The organism is Piscibacillus sp. B03, assembly GCF_052246295.1.
In the GTDB taxonomy this organism is placed as follows: Bacteria; Bacillota; Bacilli; order Bacillales; family Alkalibacillaceae; genus Piscibacillus.
The window spans coordinates 1-23386 of sequence record NZ_JBQQCO010000004.1; the positions used below are offsets into that span (position 1 = coordinate 1).

Genomic DNA, 23386 nt, shown 5'->3' on the forward strand with positions numbered 1-23386 from the left:
CGCTCGACTTGCATGTATTAGGCACGCCGCCAGCGTTCGTCCTGAGCCAGGATCAAACTCTCCATAAAAGTAGTTTGATTGGCTAAATAGTTTAAGGTTTTTCATCTGCCAATCCAGATGAAAAACTAGAATTGACTACAGGCTATTTTGTTTAGTTTTCAAGGTTCAAATGATGTCGCCTCAAAAAAGCGACCTTTATAGAATAACAATTTCTCAATTGTATGTCAACAACTTTTTTGTTGTTTTGAGAAGTTGATTTCTTTGTATGTTCGCGTAGCTTTCCTTAACGCGACGTATAATAATTTATCATGAATTAATCAGATTGACAAGTGCTTTTTTCAAAAAGATTAAATTCAATTTTGCGTGTCGTTGACGCTATCTTTTTAGCGCGACAAGAAATAATATAACACGGTTCAAAAATTAACGTCAATACTTTTTTCAAAAACCACTATAAATAATATGTTAAGTCTATGCATAGCGTTCCTTATTGTTATCATTTTTTATTTAATAAATACATTCAAATGCAAAATAGTAACTTGTTATCATTAATTAACCGTGTTGATCAATTCAAAACCAACACGGTTAATGGTCTACTTCAAAATATATTGTCTATGGAATATACTATCTCCTTTTGTTTCAACTAATTCTGTATCTACAATTTTTCTCTCTACTAAGTAGTCTAATAATATGGATAGATCTAATGTATATGCTTGTGTTTCAGGATGAACCTTAAGTTCTCCAAATGACCAAGGCTCTTCTTTTTCCTTCATTATGTTTAATAAATGTTCTGCTCCTTGTTCCGCTCGAGAGTGGATAGCGAAATCACTTGCTAAGAGCATTAATGATATTTTCTTCTCAAGTGGTTCTTCACTTTCCATTAGTTCTTCATATAATTTGTAAACTTCGGGGTCTATCTTCTTCACTTGATTCCATACTGTTATTTCTGGGTGAAATCCTTTTTCTAATACTGTAACCCTCGCTAAGTAATGTAAGGATCTTACCATTAAACTATTAGCATCCATATAATGTTTACTTGCATATAGATCTTTGCATTCTCGATAAGCTCTAATTAGTTTAGCGAATTCGACTACCTTTTTTAGTTTTCTAGTTTTTTCAGGGAATTGACGCAATGTTTCCTTTAGGTTTGCCATATATTCATTACGATCGAAAACAATCTTACCATTTATGGCCCAGTCAATCACTTTTCTGTAGCCACTTTTATCAATCCACTCATTTAGTAATTGTTCGTCCACAATATGCATAGCAGCTGTCTTTTGCTCAAACTCGTAATGTTTCACATACCAGTCTTCATCTGCATCACGAACAACAATCAATAATATAACATCGAAGTTATCAGTGACTGGACTTTGGTCGTGTAACTTTTCGTATAATAAAACACCTAATGTGTTTGGCTGGCTAGCTCTCTCTTGATATATAGGACGCAATAGATTCTCCATGACATAAATCCTCCCTCGACCATTTCCTCAAATAATTACATTCTACAAATATTCATGATTTTCCTTTTTTCTTCACATACACTAAAATAAATTTGTGCTATACTTCTATCAGACGTTAATCGTACAAAGGTTTCAGACAAGATACCTTTATACATTAATCAAAGCTTTAAGGAATGACAAGGGAGGTGCCCTTAAAATGAAGTTAAAATATAGTAACAAGATTAATAAAATTAGAACGGTAGCATTGGCTTTAGTTTTTGCTGGTATGATCATTATGTATATCGGTCTACTTTTTAAAAACTATGAGTGGGTCATGGTGCTATTTATGTTCTTAGGATTAATAGCTATTATCTTAAGTACGGTGATTTACTTTTGGATTGGAATGTTATCCACCCGGGCAGTACAAGTCGTTTGTCCTGAATGCGAACGGCCGACTAAAGTTTTAGGCAGGGTCGATGCTTGTATGTTTTGTAAACAACCTCTAACTCTTGACCCTAATTTAGAGGGTGAGGAGTTTGATGAGAAGTATAACTCGAAGAAATATTGGAAAGAGCAAGAGAAAAATAGTAATTAGTATGAAGGAGCTATCTTTATTAATAATAGGTAGCTCCTTTTCTTACTACATAAATGAAAAACCACCCCTGCTTCGGAGTGGTCTAATTGAATTAGTGATTGATATGTGATTTGTGCTGGCAGTCTTCGCATTTTCCATAGACTTCCATGCGATGATGACTGACTTCAAAGCCTGTTACTTGCTCCGCTAATTGCTCCACTTCATCAAGTGAAGGGTAGTGGAAGTCCACAATCTTACCACATGATTCGCAAATAACATGATAGTGTTCCGTCGTATTACAATCGAAACGGCTAGATGAATCACCATATGTTAATTCTCTAACTAAACCGATTTCTTGAAATACGCGTAAGTTATTATAAACAGTAGCAACACTCATGTTTGGAAATTTACCTTCAAGTGCTTTATAAATATCATCTGCTGTAGGATGAGTCATCGATTGCATGAGATACTCAAGCACTGCATGACGTTGGGGCGTGATACGTACACCCGAGCTTTTTAGCTGAGATAAGGCTTCTTGTAATCTTTGTTCAGACACCGTCATGCACCTCTCTTTCAACTATAAAATTATTAAATAAGAATTCTTATAAATAGTTTAATTCGTATTCAGCCCTTTTGTCAATTTATATGGTAAAAATGAAGAACTTATACATCGGTATTTAATGGTAACTCTTCTCCACCTAACCCTTTATTCACATAGCGAGCTGCTACAAATAAGAAGTCTGATAGTCGATTGAGATATTGTAATACAAGATCATTTTCCACATCTTCAATGGCAACAGCCATACGTTCAGCACGTCGTACAATTGTACGTGCAACATGTAGGGATGCTGCTGCAGGGTGCCCTGAAGGTAAAATAAAGTTTTTTAACTCATCCAAATCTTGATCCCATTGATCTATTTGTTGTTCTAAAAAGTCGATATGTTCCTGTTTAAGCTTCCACATGACTTCTTTGCCACTAGGCGTTGCGAGTTCAGCCCCTACATGGAACAGTACGGTTTGCACTTTATGTAAGGCTTCAACAACTTGATCTTTCCCTTCCCAACTTTCATTGACTAAATGACTACGAGCCATCCCTACCATTGAGTTGGCTTCATCACAAGTACCATAAGCTTCAACACGAATATCGTTTTTGGGAACACGTTTTCCATAAATTAATGACGTCGTCCCTTTATCACCAGAACGTGTATAAATTCTCATTCTAGTACCCCCTTTTTGGATCGATCACATTAACACTTGGTTCTTCTCCATTTAAAAACTGTTTTAAATTCTTTTCAAAAATATCTAATGCACGTGGCATGTAGCCAGAAGTAACAGCAGAGTTATGTGGGGTTAATGTGACATTCTCCATATCCCATAACGGGCTCTCTTCTGGTAATGGCTCTGTTTCAAAGACATCTAGAATCGCATGACGGATTTCGTTATCTCTTAACGCTTCAATCATTTGTTCTTCATCTACTGTCGTTCCGCGACCCATGTTTAAGAATATCGCATCTTCTTTCATTGTTTTAAAATGATCAGCTTTAAACATTTTTTCTGTATCGGGTGTAGCTGGTAAGACATTAATGACAAAATCCGCTTCTGGTAACTTGTTTAATAGCTCTTCATTTTTATAACATTCATCAAAATGGTCTTTCTTAGCGCCGGTTCTTGAAACCCCGATTGTTTTCATATCGAATGCTTTAGCTTTACGGGCTGTTTCTTGTCCGATTGCGCCTGTACCGACAACAATCATCGTCTTTCCGCTGATTTCTTCGATTTTGACGCGTTTATCATAAACGTGCTTGCGTTGGTTTTCTAAGAATGTTGGTAAATTACGATAAACTTGTAGCAGCATGCCAATAACGTACTCGGACATTTGTATTTTATGAATGCCTCGTGCGTTTGTGACGAGGATATTTTTCTCAATGATTTTCTCAAATGGCATTTCGTCGAGACCTGCCGAAACGACCATGATCCATTTAAGGTTTTTCGCTTGTTCAATATGATCATTGGTTAAGTCTTCACCGAACGTGACGATCACATCGGCTTCAGGTATGTAAGTTTCTGCTTCTGTGATTGGGTATTTGAAGTTGAAAGTCGCCTCTGGGAACTTTTCCATTAGACCTTCTCTTAAGTACGTTTTCATTCGTGCTGTGACGAGTATATTCATGATTGAGACACCTCTTTTATTAATGGTTAGAATTAGTTATTTATGAAGAAAGTAAGCTTGAGTTAATCATAACAAATGTGAAGAGCGAAGGTGGCGACTCCTGTGGGAACAGCACGAGCTGAAAATCCCCTAAAACGAATAAAATGAGTTTTAGGAAGTTGAAGCCGTGCCCATGGAAAGCGTCTACCGAAAGCGATTCACATTTAATTTAATACATAATGGTTTAAAAACTGACCATAGCTTTTTTACTATGGCCAGTCGTGAATTAGCTTAAGTTTTCTTTAATATAGTTTAATGCTTCCTCAACGTGTTCTTTTACACGGACTTTACGCCACTCTTTAACTAGTTGTCCATCTTTATCAATGATAAAAGTCGAACGTTCAATGCCATAATATTCTTTACCGAAGTTTTTCTTTAGCTTCCATACATCATAATCTTCAGCGACTTTGTGATCTTCGTCTGCTAGAAGTAAAAACGGTAGATCATGTTTATTGATGAATTTCTCATGACGATCAACTGGATCAGGACTGACGCCAAGAATGACTGCATCTAATTCCTCGAAACTTTTATGATGATCTCTGAAATCACATGCTTCTGTCGTGCAACCTGGTGTCATATCTTTTGGATAAAAATAAAGGACTACGTGTTTACCTTTAAAGTCTGACAAGCTTACGTTTTCTCCGTTACTTGCAGGTAAAGTGAAATCTGGTGCTTGTTTTCCTACTTCTATTGTCATGACCATTCCTCCTTAAATCTTCTTTATTTTAGATTAACGAAGAATGGCTCAGTTGACAAATTATTTTATCAATTTATATAGGAACGCAGCTGGTAGTAAATAGCCGACAGCAGCCTCTATAAGTGATACAAACCTTGCAACACCAATAGGATAAATATCACCGTATCCAACTGTCATCAGTGTCACACCACTAAAATAAAAAGACCTTAAGAATCGATCCAACGCACTGCCGTATTGTAACGACATGTCCGATAAAACGGTAAAGCCTATTTCAGACATCAAAAAATATATAATTGCAAATCCGACCATTAATATGAAATAAATAACTAAGAATGCGATAAATAATTCACTCGAAAACGAATTACGCATGTTCCGATTGCTTTTTAGAAAAATAAATATGCTCACAATGACGATAACCACGACAAATAAGATTTCTAAATACCCCATCCACACCACCCTTTAAACTCGTCTCTTTAATTGTTATGTAGAAATTGTCCTTCACATGTAAAAAAGAGTGAGTGGATATGATAAAATAAGTCTTGGACTAATTAGTAATGGAGGATTTTTCATGAATAGACATACATCAGAAGAACTTTATAGTGAAGCTCAAGAATATATTGTTGGTGGGGTAAACTCACCGTCACGCGCTTTCAAAGGTGTTGGTGGTGGAACGCCAGTATTTATGGAACAAGCAAAAGGCGCCTACTTTTGGGACGTCGATGGCAACAAATATATCGACTACTTAGGTGCTTATGGCCCAATTATTACTGGACATGCTCACCCTCATATAACGGAAGCGATTACGACGGCTGCTAAAAACGGGGTGTTGTATGGCACACCTACTAAACTAGAAAATAAATTTGCGAAGATGCTCAAGAGTGCGATTCCATCTCTTGAAAAGGTGCGTTTTGTAAACTCTGGTACAGAAGCTGTGATGACAACGATTCGTGTAGCTCGTGCTTATACAAACCGTACGAAAATCATTAAATTTGCCGGTTGTTATCACGGGCACTCTGATTTAGTACTAGTGGCTGCAGGATCAGGTCCTTCAACGTTAGGCACGCCTGATTCAGCTGGGGTCCCTAAAAGCATTGCTCAAGAAGTCATTACGATTCCATTTAACGATGCAGACGCTTTAGAGGTAGCGTTAGAGAAGTATGGTCAGGATGTCGCGGCCGTTTTAGTTGAACCGATTGTAGGTAACTTCGGAATTGTTGAGCCAAAACCAGGGTTTTTAGAAAAAGTTAAAGAACTCACTCACCAGAATGATAGCTTACTTATTTTCGATGAAGTGATCACGGCATTCCGATTCCACTATGGTAGTGCTCAAGAGCTTACAGGTGTGACAGCAGATATGACTGCAATGGGTAAAATCATCGGCGGTGGGCTACCAATCGGAGCTTATGGTGGCCGTGTCGACATTATGGAACAAGTCGCCCCACTAGGTCCTGCTTATCAAGCTGGAACGATGGCTGGAAACCCCGCATCGATGGCAGCTGGAATTGCCTGCTTAGAAGTTTTACAAGAAGATGGCGTGTATGACGAGATGGATCGTCTAGGTGCGAAGTTAGAAGAAGGCATTTTAGAGCGCGCTGAGAAGCATGGCGTCCAGATTACGATTAACCGATTGAAAGGCGCACTTACGGTCTACTTTACAAATGAAGAGATCTCGAATTATGAACAAGCAGAAAATACGGATGGCCAGAAGTTTGCTAAGTTCTTTAAATTAATGCTAGACCAAGGCATCAACCTAGCACCATCTAAATACGAAGCTTGGTTCTTAACCACAGCACATACGGATCAGGATATTGATGATACATTGGAAGCTGTAGATCAAGCATTTGAACAGATGAACTAAAGACTTTTCGCTAAATTGGCGTGAGGTCTCGCCAAAGTGAGGCATTTTTTCGCCAAAGTGAAGCGCGTTCTCGCCAAATTAAGGCAAGATATCGCCAAAGTGAATTCATTAGTAAAAAGGTCAGCTGACCTAGGTTAGCTGACCTTTTTTCTTATTTCACGTGCATTGTGGTCAATTTCATGTGCATTTATCATCGGTTCATGCGCACTCCACCGGGTTTCAAAGACACTTGTCTTGATTTCACATGCACTTGACTTCATTTCAAGTGCACTTCCCACAGCTTTGCGTGCACTCCTCCCGAATTCGTAAGCACTTCGCATTCTACTAATCTCATCAAAAAATTTCAAAAAAGTAGTTGTAATTTTCAAAATATTTGTGTAGAATGTAATTAATTCAGATTTAATGGATTACCCCTTATCAAGGAATTCATGTTATGAAACTCCCTTCCTTTCTGGTTTTTCCAGGTCAAGCCTGTGCTCGGTGCATAGGCTTATTTTTTTGTTCACAAATCATCCATAATATGTTTTTCTAATTACACATAAAGGTATTAGTATAAAAGAGTATGTTCAATTGAAAGAAGGTTTTATATGAAACTCGGAGCTAGAGCATTTAAAACAGGGCTTGCTACTGCCATTGCACTATATGTCGCAAGTGCCTTTGGATTAAAAGCTGGGGTGTTTGCTGCAGCGATTGCAGCTGTCTCCTCCATCCAGCCATCGATTTACCGATCTGTTCAAACGATTATTGAACAGATTCAAGCTAATATCATTGGTTCAACATTAGCTGTTATTCTAGTATTATCAGTTGGCAATGAACCGTTTGTAATTGGGTTCGCTATTATTCTTGTAATCGGTATATGTATGCTTTTCAAAATGAAAGAAGACACAACTTTCATCGCCATTATTGCTGTTATAGCCATTATGGAATCAACTAGCACACCATTTTTAGAGCAAGCGGGCGTAAGGTTCTCAGCTATTTTTATTGGAATTATTGCAGCATTCCTTGTAAACATGGCGTTTTTACCACCAAAATATGAAACACGCCTGTTCGAACAGATTAATAGCACAACAAATGACATATTGCAGTGGATTCGTGTAACCACTCGTCACATTTCGGACCAACCAGCTTTAAAACGTGAAATTCAAAGACTACAAGAAGATATTACGAGATTAGATCAAACATATATGTTGTTCTCTGAAGAACGCACATACACACGAAGAAAAGGGTTTGTTAGAGCAAGGAAACTCGTTCTATTTAGACAATTAATCACGACAACCAAAAAGGCATTTACCGTTTTACAAAACCTGCACAGGATGGATTACGAGATTGAACATTTCAATTCAGATATTAATAAAAGAATCATCGATGAAGTTGACAAAACCCTGCACACGCATGAAAAATTAGTGTTAATGTACTTAGGACGTATACGAAAAAAAGAAACTGATCCACTTGAGAAAATATCTGAACCTGATATTCCCGCTCTTGTTGATCAACTTATGGAAACATACGACGATGAAGAAAGTGACCGAATGACGTTCTTACCATTGGCTTCAAATTTGTTGGATTACCACAATGAGTTAATTCACTTGAAGAAGCTGTTAGTGAGTTATCAAAATAAAGAGTAAAGGAGCTTGGCGCACCCCAAGCTCCTTTTAATTATTTGTCTAGTATTGAGAAAAATCTTCTAGTAAAATCTCGATATTGTCTAGTAAAACTTAAATTTTGTCTAGTAAATTCTCGAAAACGAATTAATCATCCACAGCCTAACCATTCACACAAAAACCGCTGGATTCCCAGCGGTTCTTGTCATCGTATTTCTTCTGTATCTAACTCTTGTACTTGGAAAAGGTCGTAGTAGTAACCTTTGACCTTCATTAATTCTTCATGTGTGCCTTGTTCCATTACCATTCCGTTATTCATTAGAATGATACGGTCAGCGTGGGTAATTGTCGATAGTCTGTGTGCGACGATAAAAGTTGTTCGGTTGTGCGCGAGTTTTTCTAATGCTTCTTGAATTAAGTGTTCACTTTCTAAATCAAGTGCTGAAGTTGCTTCATCAAAGATCAAGATAGGTGGATTTTTCAGGAACACACGTGCAATCGCGATTCGCTGCTTTTGACCTCCGGATAGTTTAACACCTCGTTCTCCGACTTCAGTTTCATAGCCGTTTGGTAATTCCATGATGAAGTCATGTGCATTGGCTGCCTTAGCCGCTTCAACTACTTCTTCATCAGTGGCATCAGGATTACCTATTTTAATATTCATTGCAACTGACTCACTAAATAGGATGTTATCCTGTAAAACCATTCCGATGTTATTACGTAGGGAACGTGCTTTAAAGTCTCGTATGTCAGTACCATCAAGCTTAACTCTACCTTTCGTTACATCGTAAAAGCGAGGAATCAAGCTAACAAGTGTCGACTTCCCTCCCCCACTCATTCCGACAAGGGCAACTGTTTCACCTTTTTTAATACTTAGGTCAATGTCCTTTAAAACCTCTTCTTCCTCATCGTCGTATTTAAACGACACGTTCTCGAAGCTGACATCACCATGAACGGACTTTAGGGGTTTCGCACTTGGCTTGTCGGTTATATCATACTCTTCGTCCATGAACTCAAACACACGATCCATCGAAGCGTGAGATTGCGTAAGCTGTGTCATGGAGTTAATTAGACGACGTAACGGTTGATAGACACGGTCCATATAACCAATAAACGCAACGAGAGTTCCTAATGTGACGTTACCACCGATAACAAAGTAACCACCGAGTGCAACCACTAATAATGGTGCTAAGTCGGTAATCGTATGGGTCACAGCATAAGACTTAGCATTCCAATTAGTAAATTTTAATGCCCGATCAAGATAATGATAATTTCGTTTATCAAATTGTGTTTGCTCATGGTCCTCTAACGCAAAACCACGTGTCACAGGTACACCTTGCACGCGTTCATGCAAGTGACCTTGCACCTCAGCTAATGCTTGTGAACGTTTACGCGTCAACTGACGCAACCTAGAGTAAAAGTATTTAACTGAAAAACCATAGATGGGAAATAATGCTACAGCAACTATTGTTAGCATCGGATCCATGTACCACATAATGCCAACTGCAATAATTATTGTCACCATATCTAACCAAATGTTCATCAGCCCGGTTACGACAAAAGTCTTAGTTTGTTCGACATCATGTATCACCCGGGAAATAATTTCGCCAGATTTCGTCTTTGAATAGAACTTTAAGCTCAGTTTTTGTATATGATCAAATAAACGATCACGTATGTCGTATAAGATCTTACTACTCACTTCCTGAGCTAAATATTGACGATAATACTCGATGGGTGGTCTTAGTATTAAGAAAACAAAGAATGCGATCCCCATTACCCATAACAATCTATTTATTTGTTCATCAAAGGTTAAGTCTGTATCTACAATGTCGTCAATCACATAACGATACAATAATGGTAGTGAAAGTGGAATTGAGAACTTTAATATACCAATAATAATCGTTAAAACAATTTTCCACTTATAAGGTTTTACGAATTGTAAATACCGTTTAATGCTGTCCAAAAAATTCACCTCTCATCATACAGAAGAAAACTCGCCACGTGGCGAGCTTTAACACACAATTTTAATTAGGAAACGTTAGGTAATGCTCGTACCATTTGTCGACAAATTCTGGGGAAAATGGCCCCTTGCGTTGTTGGACCCAACGTTCCAGCGTATGTAATTGTTTATATAATATTTTTGATAATACATCAGGGTAGTTCATTTGCTTACGATGTTGTTCAAATTCATCTTCATCTAAAATAATGTAACTCATATCTGGGAACACTTTGATGTCTAAATCATAATCAATATATTTTAAAGCCTCATCATCAATCACAAATGGCGAACTAATATTACAGTAATAATAGATCCCGTCATTTCTAATCATACAAATGACATTGAACCAATAATTACTCGTAAAATATGTAATAGCCGGCTCTCTCGTACGCCAAAAGCGACCATCGCTTTCTTTTACAAGAACTCGGTCATTTGCTCCAATTAATAAATTTGATTGACTTTTTAGAACCATGGTTTCTTCCCAAATACGATGAATGTTGCCGTCATGTTTGTAACTTTGTATTTCAATCCTTTCTCCGATTTTTGGGACCATTATGAATACTCCTAACCACTTCTTTAGTAAATGTAATTGTAACATAACAGGATTGTAAGTTTCTATGAATAAGCTAATACAGCCTTCTTTCTCTATTAAAGAAGCACCCCTTAATAGGAGTGCTTCAGATGTTAATGCTTAACGTTATTGGTTTTGCTGGTTTTGTTGATTCTGTTGATTCTTCTTTTGTTGAGACTGTTGATTACGGCGTTTTACTTCCTGAGCGTTAGTCTCAGAAGCAAACTCAGTACCATACTGACCTTGTTCAGCTGCTTGGTTTTGCTGTTTTACTTTTTCAACGTTAGAACCTGCTGCTGATGCATTTGGCTGTTGTTGGTTTTTCTTTTTAGCCATCAATATCACCTCCGCACTGATTAATGTAACCAATACGGAATTTTTTATCCTAAATTGGATCGAAAAATATTGTCCATCATTTTGTACTGTACATTTGGAAAAGGAAAATCTTTTAACTCTTCAGCTGTAACAAATTGTCCACTCTTTATTTCTCCACTTTTAATATGTGCGAACACTATTTCAATTTCCCAGATGACATGTGAAAAAACGTGTTTGACTGTTTCACCTTTTGAATTCACCTTAATTTCAGCACCATTATATTCTTTGAACCATTCCTCAATAGATGGTTCTTCTTTCGGCATTAAAGGAAATTCCCACAAATTCGCAAGCAACCCTTCTTCTGGTCGCTTTTGAATTAAAAATTCCCCTTGATTATTTTGTATCACTAGCCCGTAAAATTCTGTCGTCGTTTGTTTCTTTTTCTTTGATTTAATAGGTAAATCTGTTTGGTTTCCATATTCATAAGCAAGACAATGTTCCCTAACCGGACATTCACCACATTTCGGTTTTTGAGGTGTACAAATTAGAGCACCTAACTCCATTAATCCTTGGTTAAACGATGATGGATCATCGTGTGAGATGACTTCTCTTACAACATCATCAAAAATTTTCTTTGTCTTAGGTTTAGCGATATCTTCTTCTATATGTAACACTCTAGACATGACCCGCATAACATTCCCGTCTACGGCTGGTTCTGGTGTGTCAAAAGCAATACTTAAAATAGCACCTAAAGTATATGGCCCAATACCTTTTAGCTTCTTTAGTTCATTTCGCTCACTTGGAACTTGCCCACCATATTCAGCTACAACTTCCTTAACAGCAGTATGAAGATTTCTAGCACGGGAATAATAACCTAAACCTTCCCATGACTTTAAAACCTCTTGTTCATCAGCATTTGCCAAGTCATAAACGGTCGGAAATCGTTCCATAAAACGGTTGAAATAGGGAATCACCGTATCTACTTGAGTTTGTTGTAGCATGATTTCAGATACCCAAACTCGATAAGGATCTTGATTGACACGCCATGGTAAATCTCTTTTGATTTTTGAATACCATGTAATTAGGTCAGCCTGAAACGAATGAACATCGAATAAAACGGGTATAGAAAAAGTAGTTGTATTTTTCACCTAAACACCTACTCTCAATAGATTATAAAAGGAGGAGCATATCTTGGATACTGCAACCCATATTACGATGGGCGTGGCAGTGGGTGGACTCGCCACCATTGACCCTGCTGTACAACAAGACCCTCAATTATTTCAAGCTGTCTTAATCGGGGCCATTGTTGGGTCTCATGCTCCGGATTTCGATACAATATTTAAAATTAAAGATAACGCAACTTATATTAGACACCACAGAGGGGCATCTCATTCTCCAATTGCTGTTTTACTTTGGAGTTTTTTAGTTTCTGGTGCAATGTTTCTGTTTTATCCTGAAGTGAGTTACTTACATTTATGGTTATGGGTTCTGTTCTCCGTATTTTTACATGTCTTTGTTGATATATTTAACGCTTACGGAACACAAGCCTTAAAACCATTCGTCAATAAATGGATTGCTGTTGGGTTCATCAATACGTTCGATCCGCTAATTTTTATATTATATATAGCAGGTATTCTAGCTTGGTTACTTGGCGCAGACCCACGTTACACATTCGGCATCGTATTCTTTGTCGTTTTCTTATATTATATAAAACGTTACATGGACAAACGAGAAATCGTTAAATTAATGCAAGACTATTTTGATGATGTTGAAAATGTTATCACTCAGCCAACGATACGTCATAACATTTGGCGAGTTGCCATTGTAACAAAAGACAAATTCTATGTTGCAAGGTCTGAAAATGGCCATGTAGAAATTAAAGACCAGTTTGACCGAAAACCTTTACCGGACACCACCGAAATGAATGCGGCCTTACAGGATAAAAACGTTAAAGCATTTATTAATTTTTCACCCGTCTATAGATATGAAATCGACCGGTTCGATGATTATACAGAAATCCGGTTTATCGACCTTCGTTATCGTGCTAAAGACCGTTACCCATTTGTCGCAGTCGTGACATTGGATAAATTTTACAACATCATCACCTCTTATACAGGTTGGGTTTATTCAGAAGACAAATTACAAAAAAAATTAGAGCCTTTAACCTAGAAGGCTCTTATTTCACTTGATTCGTCAGTAGCGCAATTGGCAGGGCTTCTTCTTCATTAAGAACCTGGCCTTGTTGTGACTTACGGGTACCCCATGCAAAGACGCCGTTCATATAATCAATATGAAACTGCTCGCCGGGTGCACCATCTATATCGTAAACTTGACCCCTTCTAAAATCTCTTGGATTCATTGTATAAGATTTAGCCATAACAATTTTTCTCTGGTGGACAGCGTACTCATTTACCATGCCCATTTGCTCAGCTTTACGAGCTTTCTCAGTCAATTCTGCGATCTCTTTACGTAATTCTTCTACTGTATAGTCACTATAACGACGTTGCATAATGTGACCCCTTTCTATACTTATGACTTTCATAAGTATATCAAAGTCATTTACAATAGAAAACGCACTCGCATCAACTAGACTAAACATTATGGAGGTAAATTTATGAAACATGTCTTAATCACCGGAGCTGGGACTGGTCTGGGTCAGTCACTAGCCAAACAATATGCAAATAACGGTCACCACATTCTATTAGTCGGCCGCAGACAGGAAAAGTTAGATGACACAAAAGCATTAATAGAACAGGCTGGTGGCTCTGCCGAAACGCACACATGTGATGTTACCAAGTGGGATGAACTTGAATCATTAGCTAAGCAAATTCAACAAGTTGATGTGTTAATTAATAACGCTGGAATCGGCTTCTTCGGAGCATTCGAAGATTTAGAGAAAGACCAAATCGATACAATGTTGAATGTAAATGCGGCTGGACTCATCTATACTACCAAACACTTTATGCCCCATATTCTTATCAGTAAAGGACGGATTCTAAATATTATTTCAACTGCTGGTTTACGTGGAAAGGTCCATGAAGCTGGTTACTGTGCTAGCAAATTTGCTCAGCGCGGATTTACCGAAAGCCTTCAGAAAGAATTTGAAGACAAAGGTATTAGCGTGACTGGAGTTTATATGGGTGGAATGAACACACCATTCTGGGATGAGAGTGATTATGTATCAGATCCTTCAATTTTACCGTCACCTGATCAAATTGCAGAACAGATCGTTGAGCAAGATGACGGAAGAAATGAAATTGTGATTGAAAAATAATCTTGCTAAGACAAAAGGAAAATAGTTTATATAGAAAAAATTTAGCGTAGTCAAAATGCGTAGACTCCTGCAGGAACAGCACGAGCTGAAAATCACCCCAAACGATCAAAAGAGAGTTTGGGGAAGTTGAAGCCGTGCCTGCGGAAAGCGAAGCATTTTGACGAAGAAAAAACGATGCCGAATGTTAGATGTAATTAAACACCTAATATTTGGCTTTTTCTAGTTTGAGAAATATATAATATTGACCCTATTCTCTACCCTTCTTCCTCTTTTTCTTCTAAAAATTGATTAATTAAATCCATCGAAAAACCTTTTTGGTATAATGAACCCATAACTTTTTGTTTTAATTGAAAACCTTCATGTTTACGTGCATGCTTTGACCAAATTTTTTCGCCTTGATAGCGTAAGGCATCCATTTCTTCATCATCATCGACTGATAAATCAACTTCTTGAGACGCTATTTCAATCGCACCTTGTGTAAATCCTTTTTGCATAAGTGATTGTTTAAGTTGCATGAGTTGTTGTTGAAAAGATTTCTTTCGTGAAGTAGAGCTTAACTTTTTCTCTAATGCTTTAACGATCTTTTCTACTTCCTTTTCGACCGTATACTCAGCCATTGCTTCTTCGATATAAACTTCAGGTATTTTCTTAAGAATTAATTCTTGCTTTATTTTGTTTGGACCTTTGCTAGAGGTATTCATCTTTGTGCGTACGTATGCCTGACTAAACTGAAGGTCGTCGACTAATTTTTCTTCTTCAAGTTTATGTATAACTGTTTCAATCGCTTCAGGTGTTGCTTCTTTCCCTTTTAAATAGTCTGCAATTTCAGATTTAGCACGCATACGATAGCTTAAATAATTAATGGTAAGGGTATAGTATTGGTAAATAGCATCTTGCTTTTGTATTTCAGTCACTTCTTCTTCGGTTAATTCTAAACCTTTCCTTAGATGATGCCGAATAAGGAGGTCTTCGTGAACACCAAAGGCAAATACATCGTGACCATTCTTATCTATAAAAATGTTATAACGCTGCTTGTTTTTCTTCTGAGTCGAGACTTTACTAATCTTCATCATTAAAACTCCTATTTCAGTGAATATGTATTGTTTTTATTATAGTATAGATATAAGGGGGACTGCTACTTGAGAATTTTAATTGCAGGTGGAACTGGATTTATTGGAAGTCGGTTAACGGATTTTTTTCAAAAACAAGGTCATGAAATTTACATTCTAACTCGAGATCCACAAAAACATGACTACAAAGAACGGGTCTCGTATATAGAATGGCTTAATCCTCATAGTCAACCTGAGACTGAATTAGAGAATATTGATGTGTGTATTAATTTAGCTGGAACGTCACTAAATAGTGGCCGTTGGACCGATGCTAAAAAACAGCAGATCCTTGAAAGTCGTATGATTACCACCCGAGAATTCATACGTATTATGAATGCCTTACCTGAGACACCTAAAGTCCACATCAACGCTTCTGCTATAGGGTATTACGGAACATCACAGGATGCAACGTTTACTGAAGAGACAATGATCTCTGGTCATGACTTTCTTGCAGAAGTATGTTCAGTTTGGGAACAAGAAGCACAGGAAGCTGAATCCATCGGTGTTCGAACAGTCTTCACTCGCTTTGGTATTATTCTCGATAAACATGAAGGCGCCCTTCCGCAAATTGCTTTACCATACAAATTAATGGCTGGTGGACCATTAGGCAATGGTGAACAATGGATGTCGTGGATTCACATTGATGACGTAATCGGCGCGATTGACCACATCATTCACCATGAAGACATCAGTGGACCTGTAAATCTAACAGCTCCTACACCCCAACGGAATAAAGATTTTGGTAAAACATTAAGCCAAGTCTTAGTAAAACCTCATTGGCTAAAAGCACCTTCGTTCGCGTTAAGAACCATTTTAGGTGAAATGAGTATATTAGTTCTGAAAGGTCAGTACGTCTATCCTCAAAAATTAGAGTCAACTGGATACCAATTTAAGTATCCAACATTACATGAAGCCTTAGAAAAAATTTACACATAAAATTATGCAAAAAACTATTTCCAAATCAAATAAAATGTTGTATGATTTGGATAGAATTAAGGGAAGGCAAATGGTGCGCCACTGCTTGTTTCAAGCAGTTCTAGTGGGTTCGATTCCCACCCCGAATTTTTGTGAGCAATTGATAAAAATTCGAGGGTGGTCGTTACCCAAGGTGTGCCAACATTGAACGACAACACCCTCAGCCAAGGAGGGTGTTTTTTATGTTAAAAAGAAGAGATTTACACGATGCCCCAATACTATTTCCATTACTAAGCGACCATGCAGTTAAACCATATGTGCGTGAAAAGGCTGAGACGATTGAAGAGTATTATTTCTTTTTAAACAAGATGACTAACCAAGAAGAAAATGGTGAGCTCATCTCAAGAACTATCCTAGACGAATGGGATGTACCAATCGGGGCGATCACGCTATACGATATCCAAGAGCAAAAAGGTTTTCTTGCTACATGGCTTGGCAAACCATATTTCGGCAAGGGGTATAATCAATATGCAAAAGACCTGTTTTTGCGTGAGCTTTTTTTGGAAAAAAATATTGAGGTTGTGTTTTTAAAAGTCAATCGACTTAACGAACGTTCATTAAACGCTATGAAGAAAATCGAATACGCTGTTCAAGCCAATGAACATTATCCTGCTATCTATGAACAAATTAATCAAGGTCCCAAAGAGTATGAACTATTTGCAATCTATAAAGATGCATTCATTTTCCACCTACACGAGCAGGAACAAGTATCGTACGACGAACTAGAAGCATAAATAACTCAACAGCTATGATTTTAGCTGTTGAGTTATTTTTTGCCCTTCACGTTCTTTTGAAGAACATTATTAATAATGTTACGAAACGTACCCAGTATAACCAACAATTTCCGAATAATTAGTGTTACGATTATTCCACAAATCTACTAAATTAGGGTGCGAGTAAAGTATGTCTAGTAAAATTGCGACTAATATTCGGTACTTTCGCGAACAAAAGGGTTGGACCCAATTACAATTAGCCAATAGGCTGAATGTGTCCAGGTCTAATATCACTAAGTGGGAGAATGAGTCCACGATTCCGGACTTAAATACCTTAATTAAAATTAGTGACATTTTCTCTATTTCATTGGACCAATTAGTAGGAAAAAGCCTTTCTGATGAATTTCTATTAAAAGAGTTTCAGAGAGTTTATTCATTGGACCATGAGACAAATGATGATCAGCAAGAACTAATTGTCGCGATTGATATGCTTAAGAAAAATAAAGCTTTACTCCATGATTTGAATAGATTATCGGAATTACCCGTTCGCAAACAAAAATCTGCCATTCAGATGTTTAATCAATTGATAAATGAATATGAGAGAATTTAAAAGATCCTAACATTAAACAGAAGTCGGACTTATTCAATAAGTTCGGCTTTTTACTTTTAATTATGAAACTCCCAATCTATAAATATCGTATAATGAATGTATAAATATTAACGAGGTGGTCATAATGGAGATTAACCAAGAGATTATTCTATTAATTTTACCCTTAATCATTTTGCAATTAATTTTACTAGTCATAGCCATAATTGATTTAGTACGTCACGAAACAAATGGTCCAAAGTGGGTATGGGCATTAGTTATTATTTTCATTAATATCATTGGACCGATCATTTACTTTATTTTTGGAAGGAGGCCATAAATGTGGCATTGTTACAAGCCCATCATTTAACCAAAAAGTACAAAGATCACCACGTTATTCAGGACGTTTCATTCACGCTTGAGCATGGTCGATGTGTCGCTTTATTAGGTCCTAATGGCTCTGGTAAAACAACGACATTACGTATGTTGGCAGGGTTCATTAAACCAACGGAAGGTGAAATTCAGTTTAGCGATGAGAGTTTATCAAAAGATTTCCGACAACACGTAGGATATCTACCACAGTTTCCAGTGTTTCATGAATGGATGACAGGAAAAGAGTTTCTAGTATACTCAGGTCAACTAGCACACCTTTCTAAGAAAGAAGCGCGCAATCGTGCAGATGAATTGCTAGAATTAGTTAACCTAAAAGAAGTTCGTAAACTAAGCATCTCAAAATATTCAGGTGGCATGAAGCAACGTTTAGGCATTGCACAAGCACTAATCCATTCACCAAAACTGATCATACTTGACGAACCAGCATCGGCATTAGATCCGATAGGCCGACGAGAAGTTCTGAATTTAATGCGAGAGTTAAAAAAGGATGCTACCATACTATTCTCAACGCATATACTTAATGACGCTGAAGAGGTTAGTGACGAAATTCTACTCTTAAATAATGGTAATGTTATAGAACAAGGTAGCATGCATGAAATCGAATCCGTACAAAATACAGTTACGTTAAAACTATCATTTTCCGATGAACCAAAATTTATAGAAGAACGTTTAAAAGAAATCGAATCTGTCTTTAAGGTTCACAGAGTTCAAGAGGATTTCTTACTAACGGTTCACGATCTACAAACAGCTCGAAAGCAATTATTAGAGGTCGTTCATAATGAAAACTGGCAGTTAACTAAATTTGAAGTGGCCAAAACATCACTTGAAGATTTATTTATGAAGGCGGTGAAAAAATAATGCAATGGTCCGTCATATTTAAAAAAGAATTACTAGAAAATTGGCGTAACCTAAAATGGATTTGGGTACCAATCGTTTTTATTTTATTTGCAATAATGGATCCCCTCACAACATATTATCTACCTAAAATAATGGATGCGGCTGGTGGCATGCCAGATGGTGCAATCATTGATATTCCAATGCCTAATTCAGTTGAAGCCATGATGATGAGTTTTGGCGAGTTAGGACTATTAGGCGTTTTGCTTACTGTAGTCATCGTGATGAGCACGATTTCAGGCGAAATCAAAAGTGGCGTTTACGAAATGATTTTATCAAAACCCGTTAAATTCACGAATTATGTATCAGCAAAATTCTTTTCTATGATGTTACTCGTATTTGTATCTTTGGCATTGTCAATTATTGCTGCATGGTATTACGTGATGATTTTATTTGGAACGATTAATTTCAATCAATTATTAATGAGTATCTTATTCATTACTATATATTTCGCTTTAATCGTCTCAATCGTTATTATGGTCAATACTTGGACGCAGTCTCCAGGGTTAGTCGCTTTTATTTCACTCGCGATTATTATTACATTTAATGTTTTAACTAATATTTATGGGCACATATTTACATGGAGTCCTGCACTGATCTCTGATTATATTGGTCAATATTTAGCGTCTGGAAGCTTGACCAACGATATGTGGTATACGGCTCTAACAGCGTTAATTCTAACTATTATTTGTTTGCAATTTGCGATTGTGACCTTAAGGAGTAAAGTACTACACTAATCACAGGGATGTTCAATCATCCCTGTTTTTTTATGATCAATTTTACTTATTAGGTATTTTTGTTTATTATATAAATTGTCTGATTATTGTGTTTTTTGAAAGAAAGTAGGCTAGATGATGGGATTTAACATGGAAATGATTCTAGGATTGTTTGTCATTCCAATAGGCATTATTTTATTAGGTTTACTAGCATTTCTACACACTAAAAAGGAGAGTGAATAATTATGGAAGCGCATCCATTAACAGTATCAATACTGGTTATTTATCTTGGTCTTTTAATTTTTATTGGTATTATTTCAAAAAATAAAAGCTCTGGCGGACTAACGAACTACTTCCTTGCAGGGCGAAGTTTAAATAAATTCACTGTTGCTTTAAGTGCCGTTAGTTCTGGTAGAAGCTCTTGGCTAATCTTAGAGTAACCGGTACAGCGTTTGCGACTGGTTTAAATGCCGTTTGGGCGATTGCAGGGTACATAACAGTAGAAGTCTTCATGTTCTTCTATGCTGCCCGCAGATTTCGAATTTATAGTGAAAAGACAAACAGTTTAACGGTTCCGGATATTTTAGAAAGTCGTTATCAAGATCGTTTTCGTTTATTAAGAATCACGAGTTCATTTATTATTATTTTCTTTATGGTTGCTTACGTCGCAAGTCAAGTCGTTGGTGGCGGTACAGCGTTCTCTTCAAGTTTAGGTATCTCATCCACAAACGGGATGTGGCTAACAGCTGCGATTATTCTTTTATACACAGTGTTAGGTGGATTCCATGCTGTAAGTAAAACTGATGTACTTCAGGCATTATTTATGTTCTTCTCGTTAATTATTTTACCGATTGTTGCGATTATTCAATTAGGCGGAATCGGACCTATATTAGATGCGATGTATGCAGAGGGTGCTGGTTTCACAAGCATTTGGACATTTGGGTTTGGTGCAATTGTCGGTTTACTAGGAATTGGGTTTGGTAGTCCTGGTAACCTCATATTTTAGTACGTTATATGTCATTGAAAAATGTAAAAGAAATGCGCCAAGCAGCTATGATTGGTACAGTTTGGAACGTCATCATGGGTTGGGGTGCTGTATGGGTAGGTCGGGTCAATAATTTCAAAAAAGTACCCCATTAATTCTTTGACTGTAACAACATTCGGGTTAAATTCCGTTTTAACACATTCAGCGTAGCCATCATACTCGCCATCCAATCTGTGACTTGTACCATTTGCTCTTCCTGCTTCTGTAGTGATGACTCCAGGTAAAGTTTTGATAAAAGCTTGTACTCCCCATAAACAGCCACCAGCAAAATATATGACTTCCATATTGACTCTCCTCTTAAATATTTCTCACTATAACTCTCTCATAACTTTAGATATATAAAAAGTAGTTCAGTGTCATGGGTTGCTCCCCCCCAAAACTGAACTACTAATCAAAATCACTCAAAGCTTTTAGAGTAAACATTAAATTCCATCTGAAAGTTTACTGATTCCTCTCGATTCTGAAAATCAAAACTGCTTATATGAACTAATCGATCATCGGTCTCTAAAAACTCTATAAATCTATTTAAGTTCGTTAGTGAACTACTGCTACCATTGATTTGCATCGTGAGTTGCTCAAGTTCTTCTCCATTAACTTCAACAGTTTCTCTTTCTAAATATTTATAGCTTTGAACAACTGTATTTGTAAGTTCAGATGCTTCGTTTATTAATTGAATGACTCCCTCTTCTTCCATTGACTCTGGAATCTTTTGTTTGATTCCTGACACTGGTAGTTCCTCATCTTCTTGTTCTTTAATTCGCTCTTTTAATAGTTCCTGCTTTTTTTCTGTAAATTGTATAGCTTCTTTTGCATTAGTGAGTTGTTGATTAAGTGGTATGAACACAAAAACAAAGGCCACAGCTGCTAATAATATGATTATTAGCGACCATATATATACCAATCGTTTTCTACTGGTATTCAACTTCATCATTCTATACCTCCTTCATCTTGCTCTTGGAGGTGAATCGTATAATTCGTGACAAACCGATCTTCATTTTCATCAAAGTTAATAGTATGTATAACCACCTCATGGAATAAGCTCATGTCTTGTAAGGATTGATAAAAACGTACCGCTTGTTCATTCTTAGCAGTCGTTACGGTCAGTGTAATTTGACTATCATTAAACTTAGACGCATTCAGCTCGCCATCTCGCGGTAGTTCATTCATGATTTCTGTCATATAGCCAGAAGAATTGGTTGCCAACTGTTGAGATAGTTCATCGATTAATTGAGCCTGCTTCGCCTCTTCGCCACCTTCTAGTTCGCTTTCCAAAGAGTGGTTAATACTCATTTGTTGCATTAACTCTCGATCAAGTTCCTCTAAATCTTGGGCCTGCATCGAATAAATAATTCCACCAGCACCAGAAAGCAATAGAGTAAGTATAATGATGATAGATGCAAACGAAAAATTACTCAGTGGTTTTTTCTCTTTTTCAGGTAAAAGGTTAATGTCTACTAACATTTAGCTTCCATCCTTCATTGCTAAGCCATATACGTTATGAAACTTTCGCTCAATATTCAATCCTTTTGGTCCACTTAATTCATTATCTGTCATGCTCATAATTTCAGTTTCTGTTCGTTCTTTCATTTTTTCAACAATCTCACTTAAATAAGGATGATCTCCAACGACAATAGTTTTATTAAACGATTCATTTCCATCGTTCATCGAGTATTGGTAAAAACGCTCCACTCTCTCAATCTCCGTTCGAATCTCTTCAAACTCCATCATCACATCTTCTTTATTAAAATCATCTTGAGTCATCGTAGGACCAAATTGTTGTTGGTCTTCTTCAGTTGATAATTGAAACTGTTGCAAAAAAATCGGAACATGTTTTTCAAAAGCACAGAAGACAACGGTTTGAGCATTATATTGAACTAAAAGAACATGGTCATCTGTTTCAACTAAATCATTTTGATAAAAGATTCTGTAGTGATTTAATGGAGAAATATCGACTGCGACAATCTTCATTTTTTCATCTTCCAAGCATTTGATAAAAGGATTAACATGCGTCTCACAAGTCGATATAATACTGACCTCATGTTGGTCTTCTCCCTCTTTTAACAGAGCAGTTTCAAAAATTGGTTTTTGAAACGGTAAATGAATGGTATCTCCAAGTTGGAAAAAGATATAACGATTAATGTCTTCTATCTTTACCGAAGATGGAATTGATTGCTTACGAACGATGACAAGTGAATCAGGCATCGTTAACCTGACTTGTTTTCGTTTTAAACTCCACTTTTTCACACAAGTGCGAATCACACTTCTAAATTGTTCCTCATCCTGAATCGTTCCACCTTCAACGACTCCATTGGGCAGAAAATGCTCACCAAATCTCAGAATCTGTGATGGTCGCTTTGGACTCACTTCTGTAAACCTAATCACATAATCTTTTATTTCAATATTAACGATGTTTTTACTCAT

General features: G+C 37.0%; 28 protein-coding genes, 1 rRNA gene and 1 pseudogene. 13 read left to right on the forward strand and 17 right to left on the reverse strand.

Going from position 1 to position 23386, the window contains the following annotated elements:
• Positions 1–68, reverse strand: a 16S ribosomal RNA gene (locus ACTWQB_RS03905); the annotation flags it as partial.
• Between the two features lie 522 nt (positions 69–590).
• Positions 591–1457, reverse strand: a complete 867-nt coding sequence (locus tag ACTWQB_RS03910; protein ID WP_443137877.1) for a nucleotidyltransferase-like protein — start codon at positions 1455–1457, stop codon at positions 591–593.
• 196 nt (positions 1458–1653) lie between these two features.
• On the opposite strand from ACTWQB_RS03910, the gene ACTWQB_RS03915 reads away from it, so the two are divergent.
• Positions 1654–2031 (forward strand): YgzB family protein, encoded by a 378-nt coding sequence (locus ACTWQB_RS03915; protein WP_443137878.1) that lies wholly within the window; start codon positions 1654–1656, stop codon positions 2029–2031.
• Between the two features lie 91 nt (positions 2032–2122).
• On the opposite strand, the gene perR is transcribed toward ACTWQB_RS03915, so the two are convergent.
• The 5 genes from perR to ACTWQB_RS03940 form a co-directional block, all read right to left on the reverse strand.
• Positions 2123–2566: a peroxide-responsive transcriptional repressor PerR gene (perR, locus tag ACTWQB_RS03920; protein ID WP_443137879.1), complete on the reverse strand. Its 444-nt coding sequence runs from the start codon at positions 2564–2566 to the stop codon at positions 2123–2125.
• 107 nt (positions 2567–2673) lie between these two features.
• Complete coding sequence (locus ACTWQB_RS03925) at positions 2674–3228, reverse strand: cob(I)yrinic acid a,c-diamide adenosyltransferase (RefSeq protein WP_277673895.1); 555 nt, start codon at positions 3226–3228, stop codon at positions 2674–2676.
• Position 3229: 1 nt separating this feature from the next.
• Positions 3230–4180 carry a D-2-hydroxyacid dehydrogenase gene (locus ACTWQB_RS03930; protein ID WP_443137880.1) on the reverse strand — a complete coding sequence of 317 codons (951 nt, stop codon included), beginning with the start codon at positions 4178–4180 and terminating at the stop codon, positions 3230–3232.
• 265 nt (positions 4181–4445) lie between these two features.
• Entirely contained in the window at positions 4446–4916 is a 471-nt protein-coding gene (gene bcp / locus ACTWQB_RS03935) for a thioredoxin-dependent thiol peroxidase (RefSeq protein WP_443137881.1), read from the reverse strand.
• 60 nt (positions 4917–4976) lie between these two features.
• Positions 4977–5363 carry an ion channel gene (locus ACTWQB_RS03940; RefSeq protein WP_443137882.1) on the reverse strand — a complete coding sequence of 129 codons (387 nt, stop codon included), beginning with the start codon at positions 5361–5363 and terminating at the stop codon, positions 4977–4979.
• A gap of 121 nt (positions 5364–5484) precedes the next feature.
• Between ACTWQB_RS03940 and ACTWQB_RS03945 the strand changes: the two genes are divergently transcribed.
• Entirely contained in the window at positions 5485–6774 is a 1290-nt protein-coding gene (locus tag ACTWQB_RS03945) for a glutamate-1-semialdehyde 2,1-aminomutase (RefSeq protein WP_443137883.1), read from the forward strand.
• Positions 6775–7361: 587 nt separating this feature from the next.
• Positions 7362–8399 carry an FUSC family protein gene (locus ACTWQB_RS03950; RefSeq protein WP_443137884.1) on the forward strand — a complete coding sequence of 346 codons (1038 nt, stop codon included), beginning with the start codon at positions 7362–7364 and terminating at the stop codon, positions 8397–8399.
• 181 nt (positions 8400–8580) lie between these two features.
• Here the strand turns inward: ACTWQB_RS03950 and ACTWQB_RS03955 are convergent, their stop codons facing one another.
• The 4 genes from ACTWQB_RS03955 to mutY form a co-directional block, all read right to left on the reverse strand.
• Positions 8581–10338 carry an ABC transporter ATP-binding protein gene (locus ACTWQB_RS03955; protein WP_443137885.1) on the reverse strand — a complete coding sequence of 586 codons (1758 nt, stop codon included), beginning with the start codon at positions 10336–10338 and terminating at the stop codon, positions 8581–8583.
• Positions 10339–10399: 61 nt separating this feature from the next.
• The gene (gene ntdP, locus ACTWQB_RS03960) at positions 10400–10927 is read right to left on the reverse strand and encodes a nucleoside tri-diphosphate phosphatase (RefSeq protein ID WP_443137886.1); all 528 of its coding nucleotides are present in this window, start codon (positions 10925–10927) and stop codon (positions 10400–10402) included.
• 144 nt (positions 10928–11071) lie between these two features.
• Positions 11072–11281, reverse strand: coding sequence for a gamma-type small acid-soluble spore protein (locus tag ACTWQB_RS03965; protein ID WP_443137887.1), 210 nt, complete (start codon positions 11279–11281; stop codon positions 11072–11074).
• A 44-nt stretch (positions 11282–11325) separates the two neighbouring features.
• Positions 11326–12408 carry an A/G-specific adenine glycosylase gene (mutY, locus tag ACTWQB_RS03970; RefSeq protein WP_443137888.1) on the reverse strand — a complete coding sequence of 361 codons (1083 nt, stop codon included), beginning with the start codon at positions 12406–12408 and terminating at the stop codon, positions 11326–11328.
• Positions 12409–12451: 43 nt separating this feature from the next.
• Here mutY and ACTWQB_RS03975 point away from each other — a divergent pair, with 43 nt between their 5' ends.
• Positions 12452–13429, forward strand: a complete 978-nt coding sequence (locus ACTWQB_RS03975) for a metal-dependent hydrolase (RefSeq protein ID WP_443137889.1) — start codon at positions 12452–12454, stop codon at positions 13427–13429.
• 7 nt (positions 13430–13436) lie between these two features.
• On the opposite strand, the gene ACTWQB_RS03980 is transcribed toward ACTWQB_RS03975, so the two are convergent.
• Positions 13437–13769, reverse strand: a complete 333-nt coding sequence (locus ACTWQB_RS03980; protein WP_443137890.1) for a YfhH family protein — start codon at positions 13767–13769, stop codon at positions 13437–13439.
• 105 nt (positions 13770–13874) lie between these two features.
• On the opposite strand from ACTWQB_RS03980, the gene ACTWQB_RS03985 reads away from it, so the two are divergent.
• Entirely contained in the window at positions 13875–14534 is a 660-nt protein-coding gene (locus tag ACTWQB_RS03985; protein WP_443137891.1) for an SDR family NAD(P)-dependent oxidoreductase, read from the forward strand.
• Positions 14535–14788: 254 nt separating this feature from the next.
• Here the strand turns inward: ACTWQB_RS03985 and recX are convergent, their stop codons facing one another.
• Complete coding sequence (gene recX / locus ACTWQB_RS03990) at positions 14789–15604, reverse strand: recombination regulator RecX (protein WP_443137892.1); 816 nt, start codon at positions 15602–15604, stop codon at positions 14789–14791.
• A 69-nt stretch (positions 15605–15673) separates the two neighbouring features.
• Between recX and ACTWQB_RS03995 the strand changes: the two genes are divergently transcribed.
• The 8 genes from ACTWQB_RS03995 to ACTWQB_RS04030 all read left to right on the forward strand — a co-directional run bounded on the left by ACTWQB_RS03995 (position 15674) and on the right by ACTWQB_RS04030 (position 20926).
• The gene (locus ACTWQB_RS03995; RefSeq protein WP_443137893.1) at positions 15674–16579 is read left to right on the forward strand and encodes a TIGR01777 family oxidoreductase; all 906 of its coding nucleotides are present in this window, start codon (positions 15674–15676) and stop codon (positions 16577–16579) included.
• 221 nt (positions 16580–16800) lie between these two features.
• A complete protein-coding gene (locus ACTWQB_RS04000) occupies positions 16801–17352 on the forward strand; it encodes a GNAT family N-acetyltransferase (protein WP_443137894.1) in 552 nt (183 codons plus the stop codon).
• 169 nt (positions 17353–17521) lie between these two features.
• Positions 17522–17941, forward strand: a complete 420-nt coding sequence (locus ACTWQB_RS04005) for a helix-turn-helix domain-containing protein (RefSeq protein ID WP_443137895.1) — start codon at positions 17522–17524, stop codon at positions 17939–17941.
• 124 nt (positions 17942–18065) lie between these two features.
• On the forward strand, positions 18066–18257 hold the full coding sequence (locus ACTWQB_RS04010) for a PLDc N-terminal domain-containing protein (RefSeq protein WP_443137896.1): 192 nt from the start codon (positions 18066–18068) through the stop codon (positions 18255–18257).
• A gap of 2 nt (positions 18258–18259) precedes the next feature.
• A complete protein-coding gene (locus ACTWQB_RS04015; RefSeq protein ID WP_443137897.1) occupies positions 18260–19168 on the forward strand; it encodes an ATP-binding cassette domain-containing protein in 909 nt (302 codons plus the stop codon).
• Positions 19168–19941 carry an ABC transporter permease gene (locus ACTWQB_RS04020; protein WP_443137898.1) on the forward strand — a complete coding sequence of 258 codons (774 nt, stop codon included), beginning with the start codon at positions 19168–19170 and terminating at the stop codon, positions 19939–19941. The genes ACTWQB_RS04015 and ACTWQB_RS04020 overlap by 1 nt, the downstream gene beginning before the upstream one ends.
• Positions 19942–20165: 224 nt before the next feature.
• On the forward strand, positions 20166–20360 hold the full coding sequence (locus ACTWQB_RS04025; protein ID WP_443137899.1) for a hypothetical protein: 195 nt from the start codon (positions 20166–20168) through the stop codon (positions 20358–20360).
• Complete coding sequence (locus tag ACTWQB_RS04030) at positions 20342–20926, forward strand: sodium:solute symporter family transporter (RefSeq protein ID WP_443137900.1); 585 nt, start codon at positions 20342–20344, stop codon at positions 20924–20926. The genes ACTWQB_RS04025 and ACTWQB_RS04030 overlap by 19 nt, the downstream gene beginning before the upstream one ends.
• Positions 20927–21027: 101 nt before the next feature.
• Here ACTWQB_RS04030 and ACTWQB_RS04035 read toward each other — a convergent pair.
• The 4 genes and pseudogenes from ACTWQB_RS04035 to pilM all read right to left on the reverse strand — a co-directional run.
• Positions 21028–21249, reverse strand: a pseudogene (locus tag ACTWQB_RS04035) (peptide-methionine (S)-S-oxide reductase); the annotation flags it as partial.
• A gap of 113 nt (positions 21250–21362) precedes the next feature.
• Positions 21363–21896: a hypothetical protein gene (locus tag ACTWQB_RS04040; RefSeq protein WP_443137901.1), complete on the reverse strand. Its 534-nt coding sequence runs from the start codon at positions 21894–21896 to the stop codon at positions 21363–21365.
• Complete coding sequence (locus tag ACTWQB_RS04045) at positions 21893–22426, reverse strand: hypothetical protein (protein ID WP_443137902.1); 534 nt, start codon at positions 22424–22426, stop codon at positions 21893–21895. The genes ACTWQB_RS04040 and ACTWQB_RS04045 overlap by 4 nt, the downstream gene beginning before the upstream one ends.
• Positions 22427–23386, reverse strand: coding sequence for a type IV pilus biogenesis protein PilM (pilM, locus tag ACTWQB_RS04050; RefSeq protein WP_443137903.1), 960 nt, complete (start codon positions 23384–23386; stop codon positions 22427–22429).

Excerpts from the sequence above, each read along its gene's own strand:
- ACTWQB_RS03915 (WP_443137878.1), top strand. The coding sequence starts at position 1,654 with ATGAAGTTAAAATATAGTAACAAGATTAATAAAATTAGAACGGTAGCA.
- ACTWQB_RS03980 (WP_443137890.1), bottom strand. The coding sequence starts at position 13,769 with ATGCAACGTCGTTATAGTGACTATACAGTAGAAGAATTACGTAAAGAG.
- ACTWQB_RS03940 (WP_443137882.1), bottom strand. The coding sequence starts at position 5,363 with ATGGGGTATTTAGAAATCTTATTTGTCGTGGTTATCGTCATTGTGAGC.
- ACTWQB_RS03965 (WP_443137887.1), bottom strand. The coding sequence starts at position 11,281 with ATGGCTAAAAAGAAAAACCAACAACAGCCAAATGCATCAGCAGCAGGT.
- ACTWQB_RS04020 (WP_443137898.1), top strand. The coding sequence starts at position 19,168 with ATGCAATGGTCCGTCATATTTAAAAAAGAATTACTAGAAAATTGGCGT.
- ACTWQB_RS03945 (WP_443137883.1), top strand. The coding sequence starts at position 5,485 with ATGAATAGACATACATCAGAAGAACTTTATAGTGAAGCTCAAGAATAT.
- bcp (WP_443137881.1), bottom strand. The coding sequence starts at position 4,916 with ATGACAATAGAAGTAGGAAAACAAGCACCAGATTTCACTTTACCTGCA.
- ACTWQB_RS04040 (WP_443137901.1), bottom strand. The coding sequence starts at position 21,896 with ATGATGAAGTTGAATACCAGTAGAAAACGATTGGTATATATATGGTCG.
- ACTWQB_RS04005 (WP_443137895.1), top strand. The coding sequence starts at position 17,522 with ATGTCTAGTAAAATTGCGACTAATATTCGGTACTTTCGCGAACAAAAG.
- ACTWQB_RS03950 (WP_443137884.1), top strand. The coding sequence starts at position 7,362 with ATGAAACTCGGAGCTAGAGCATTTAAAACAGGGCTTGCTACTGCCATT.
- ACTWQB_RS03910 (WP_443137877.1), bottom strand. The coding sequence starts at position 1,457 with ATGGAGAATCTATTGCGTCCTATATATCAAGAGAGAGCTAGCCAGCCA.
- ACTWQB_RS04025 (WP_443137899.1), top strand. The coding sequence starts at position 20,166 with ATGGAAGCGCATCCATTAACAGTATCAATACTGGTTATTTATCTTGGT.
- ntdP (WP_443137886.1), bottom strand. The coding sequence starts at position 10,927 with ATGGTCCCAAAAATCGGAGAAAGGATTGAAATACAAAGTTACAAACAT.
- ACTWQB_RS03925 (WP_277673895.1), bottom strand. The coding sequence starts at position 3,228 with ATGAGAATTTATACACGTTCTGGTGATAAAGGGACGACGTCATTAATT.
- pilM (WP_443137903.1), bottom strand. The coding sequence starts at position 23,386 with ATGAGTAAAAACATCGTTAATATTGAAATAAAAGATTATGTGATTAGG.
- ACTWQB_RS03930 (WP_443137880.1), bottom strand. The coding sequence starts at position 4,180 with ATGAATATACTCGTCACAGCACGAATGAAAACGTACTTAAGAGAAGGT.
- ACTWQB_RS04000 (WP_443137894.1), top strand. The coding sequence starts at position 16,801 with ATGTTAAAAAGAAGAGATTTACACGATGCCCCAATACTATTTCCATTA.
- ACTWQB_RS03985 (WP_443137891.1), top strand. The coding sequence starts at position 13,875 with ATGAAACATGTCTTAATCACCGGAGCTGGGACTGGTCTGGGTCAGTCA.
- ACTWQB_RS04045 (WP_443137902.1), bottom strand. The coding sequence starts at position 22,426 with ATGTTAGTAGACATTAACCTTTTACCTGAAAAAGAGAAAAAACCACTG.
- ACTWQB_RS04010 (WP_443137896.1), top strand. The coding sequence starts at position 18,066 with ATGGAGATTAACCAAGAGATTATTCTATTAATTTTACCCTTAATCATT.
- recX (WP_443137892.1), bottom strand. The coding sequence starts at position 15,604 with ATGAAGATTAGTAAAGTCTCGACTCAGAAGAAAAACAAGCAGCGTTAT.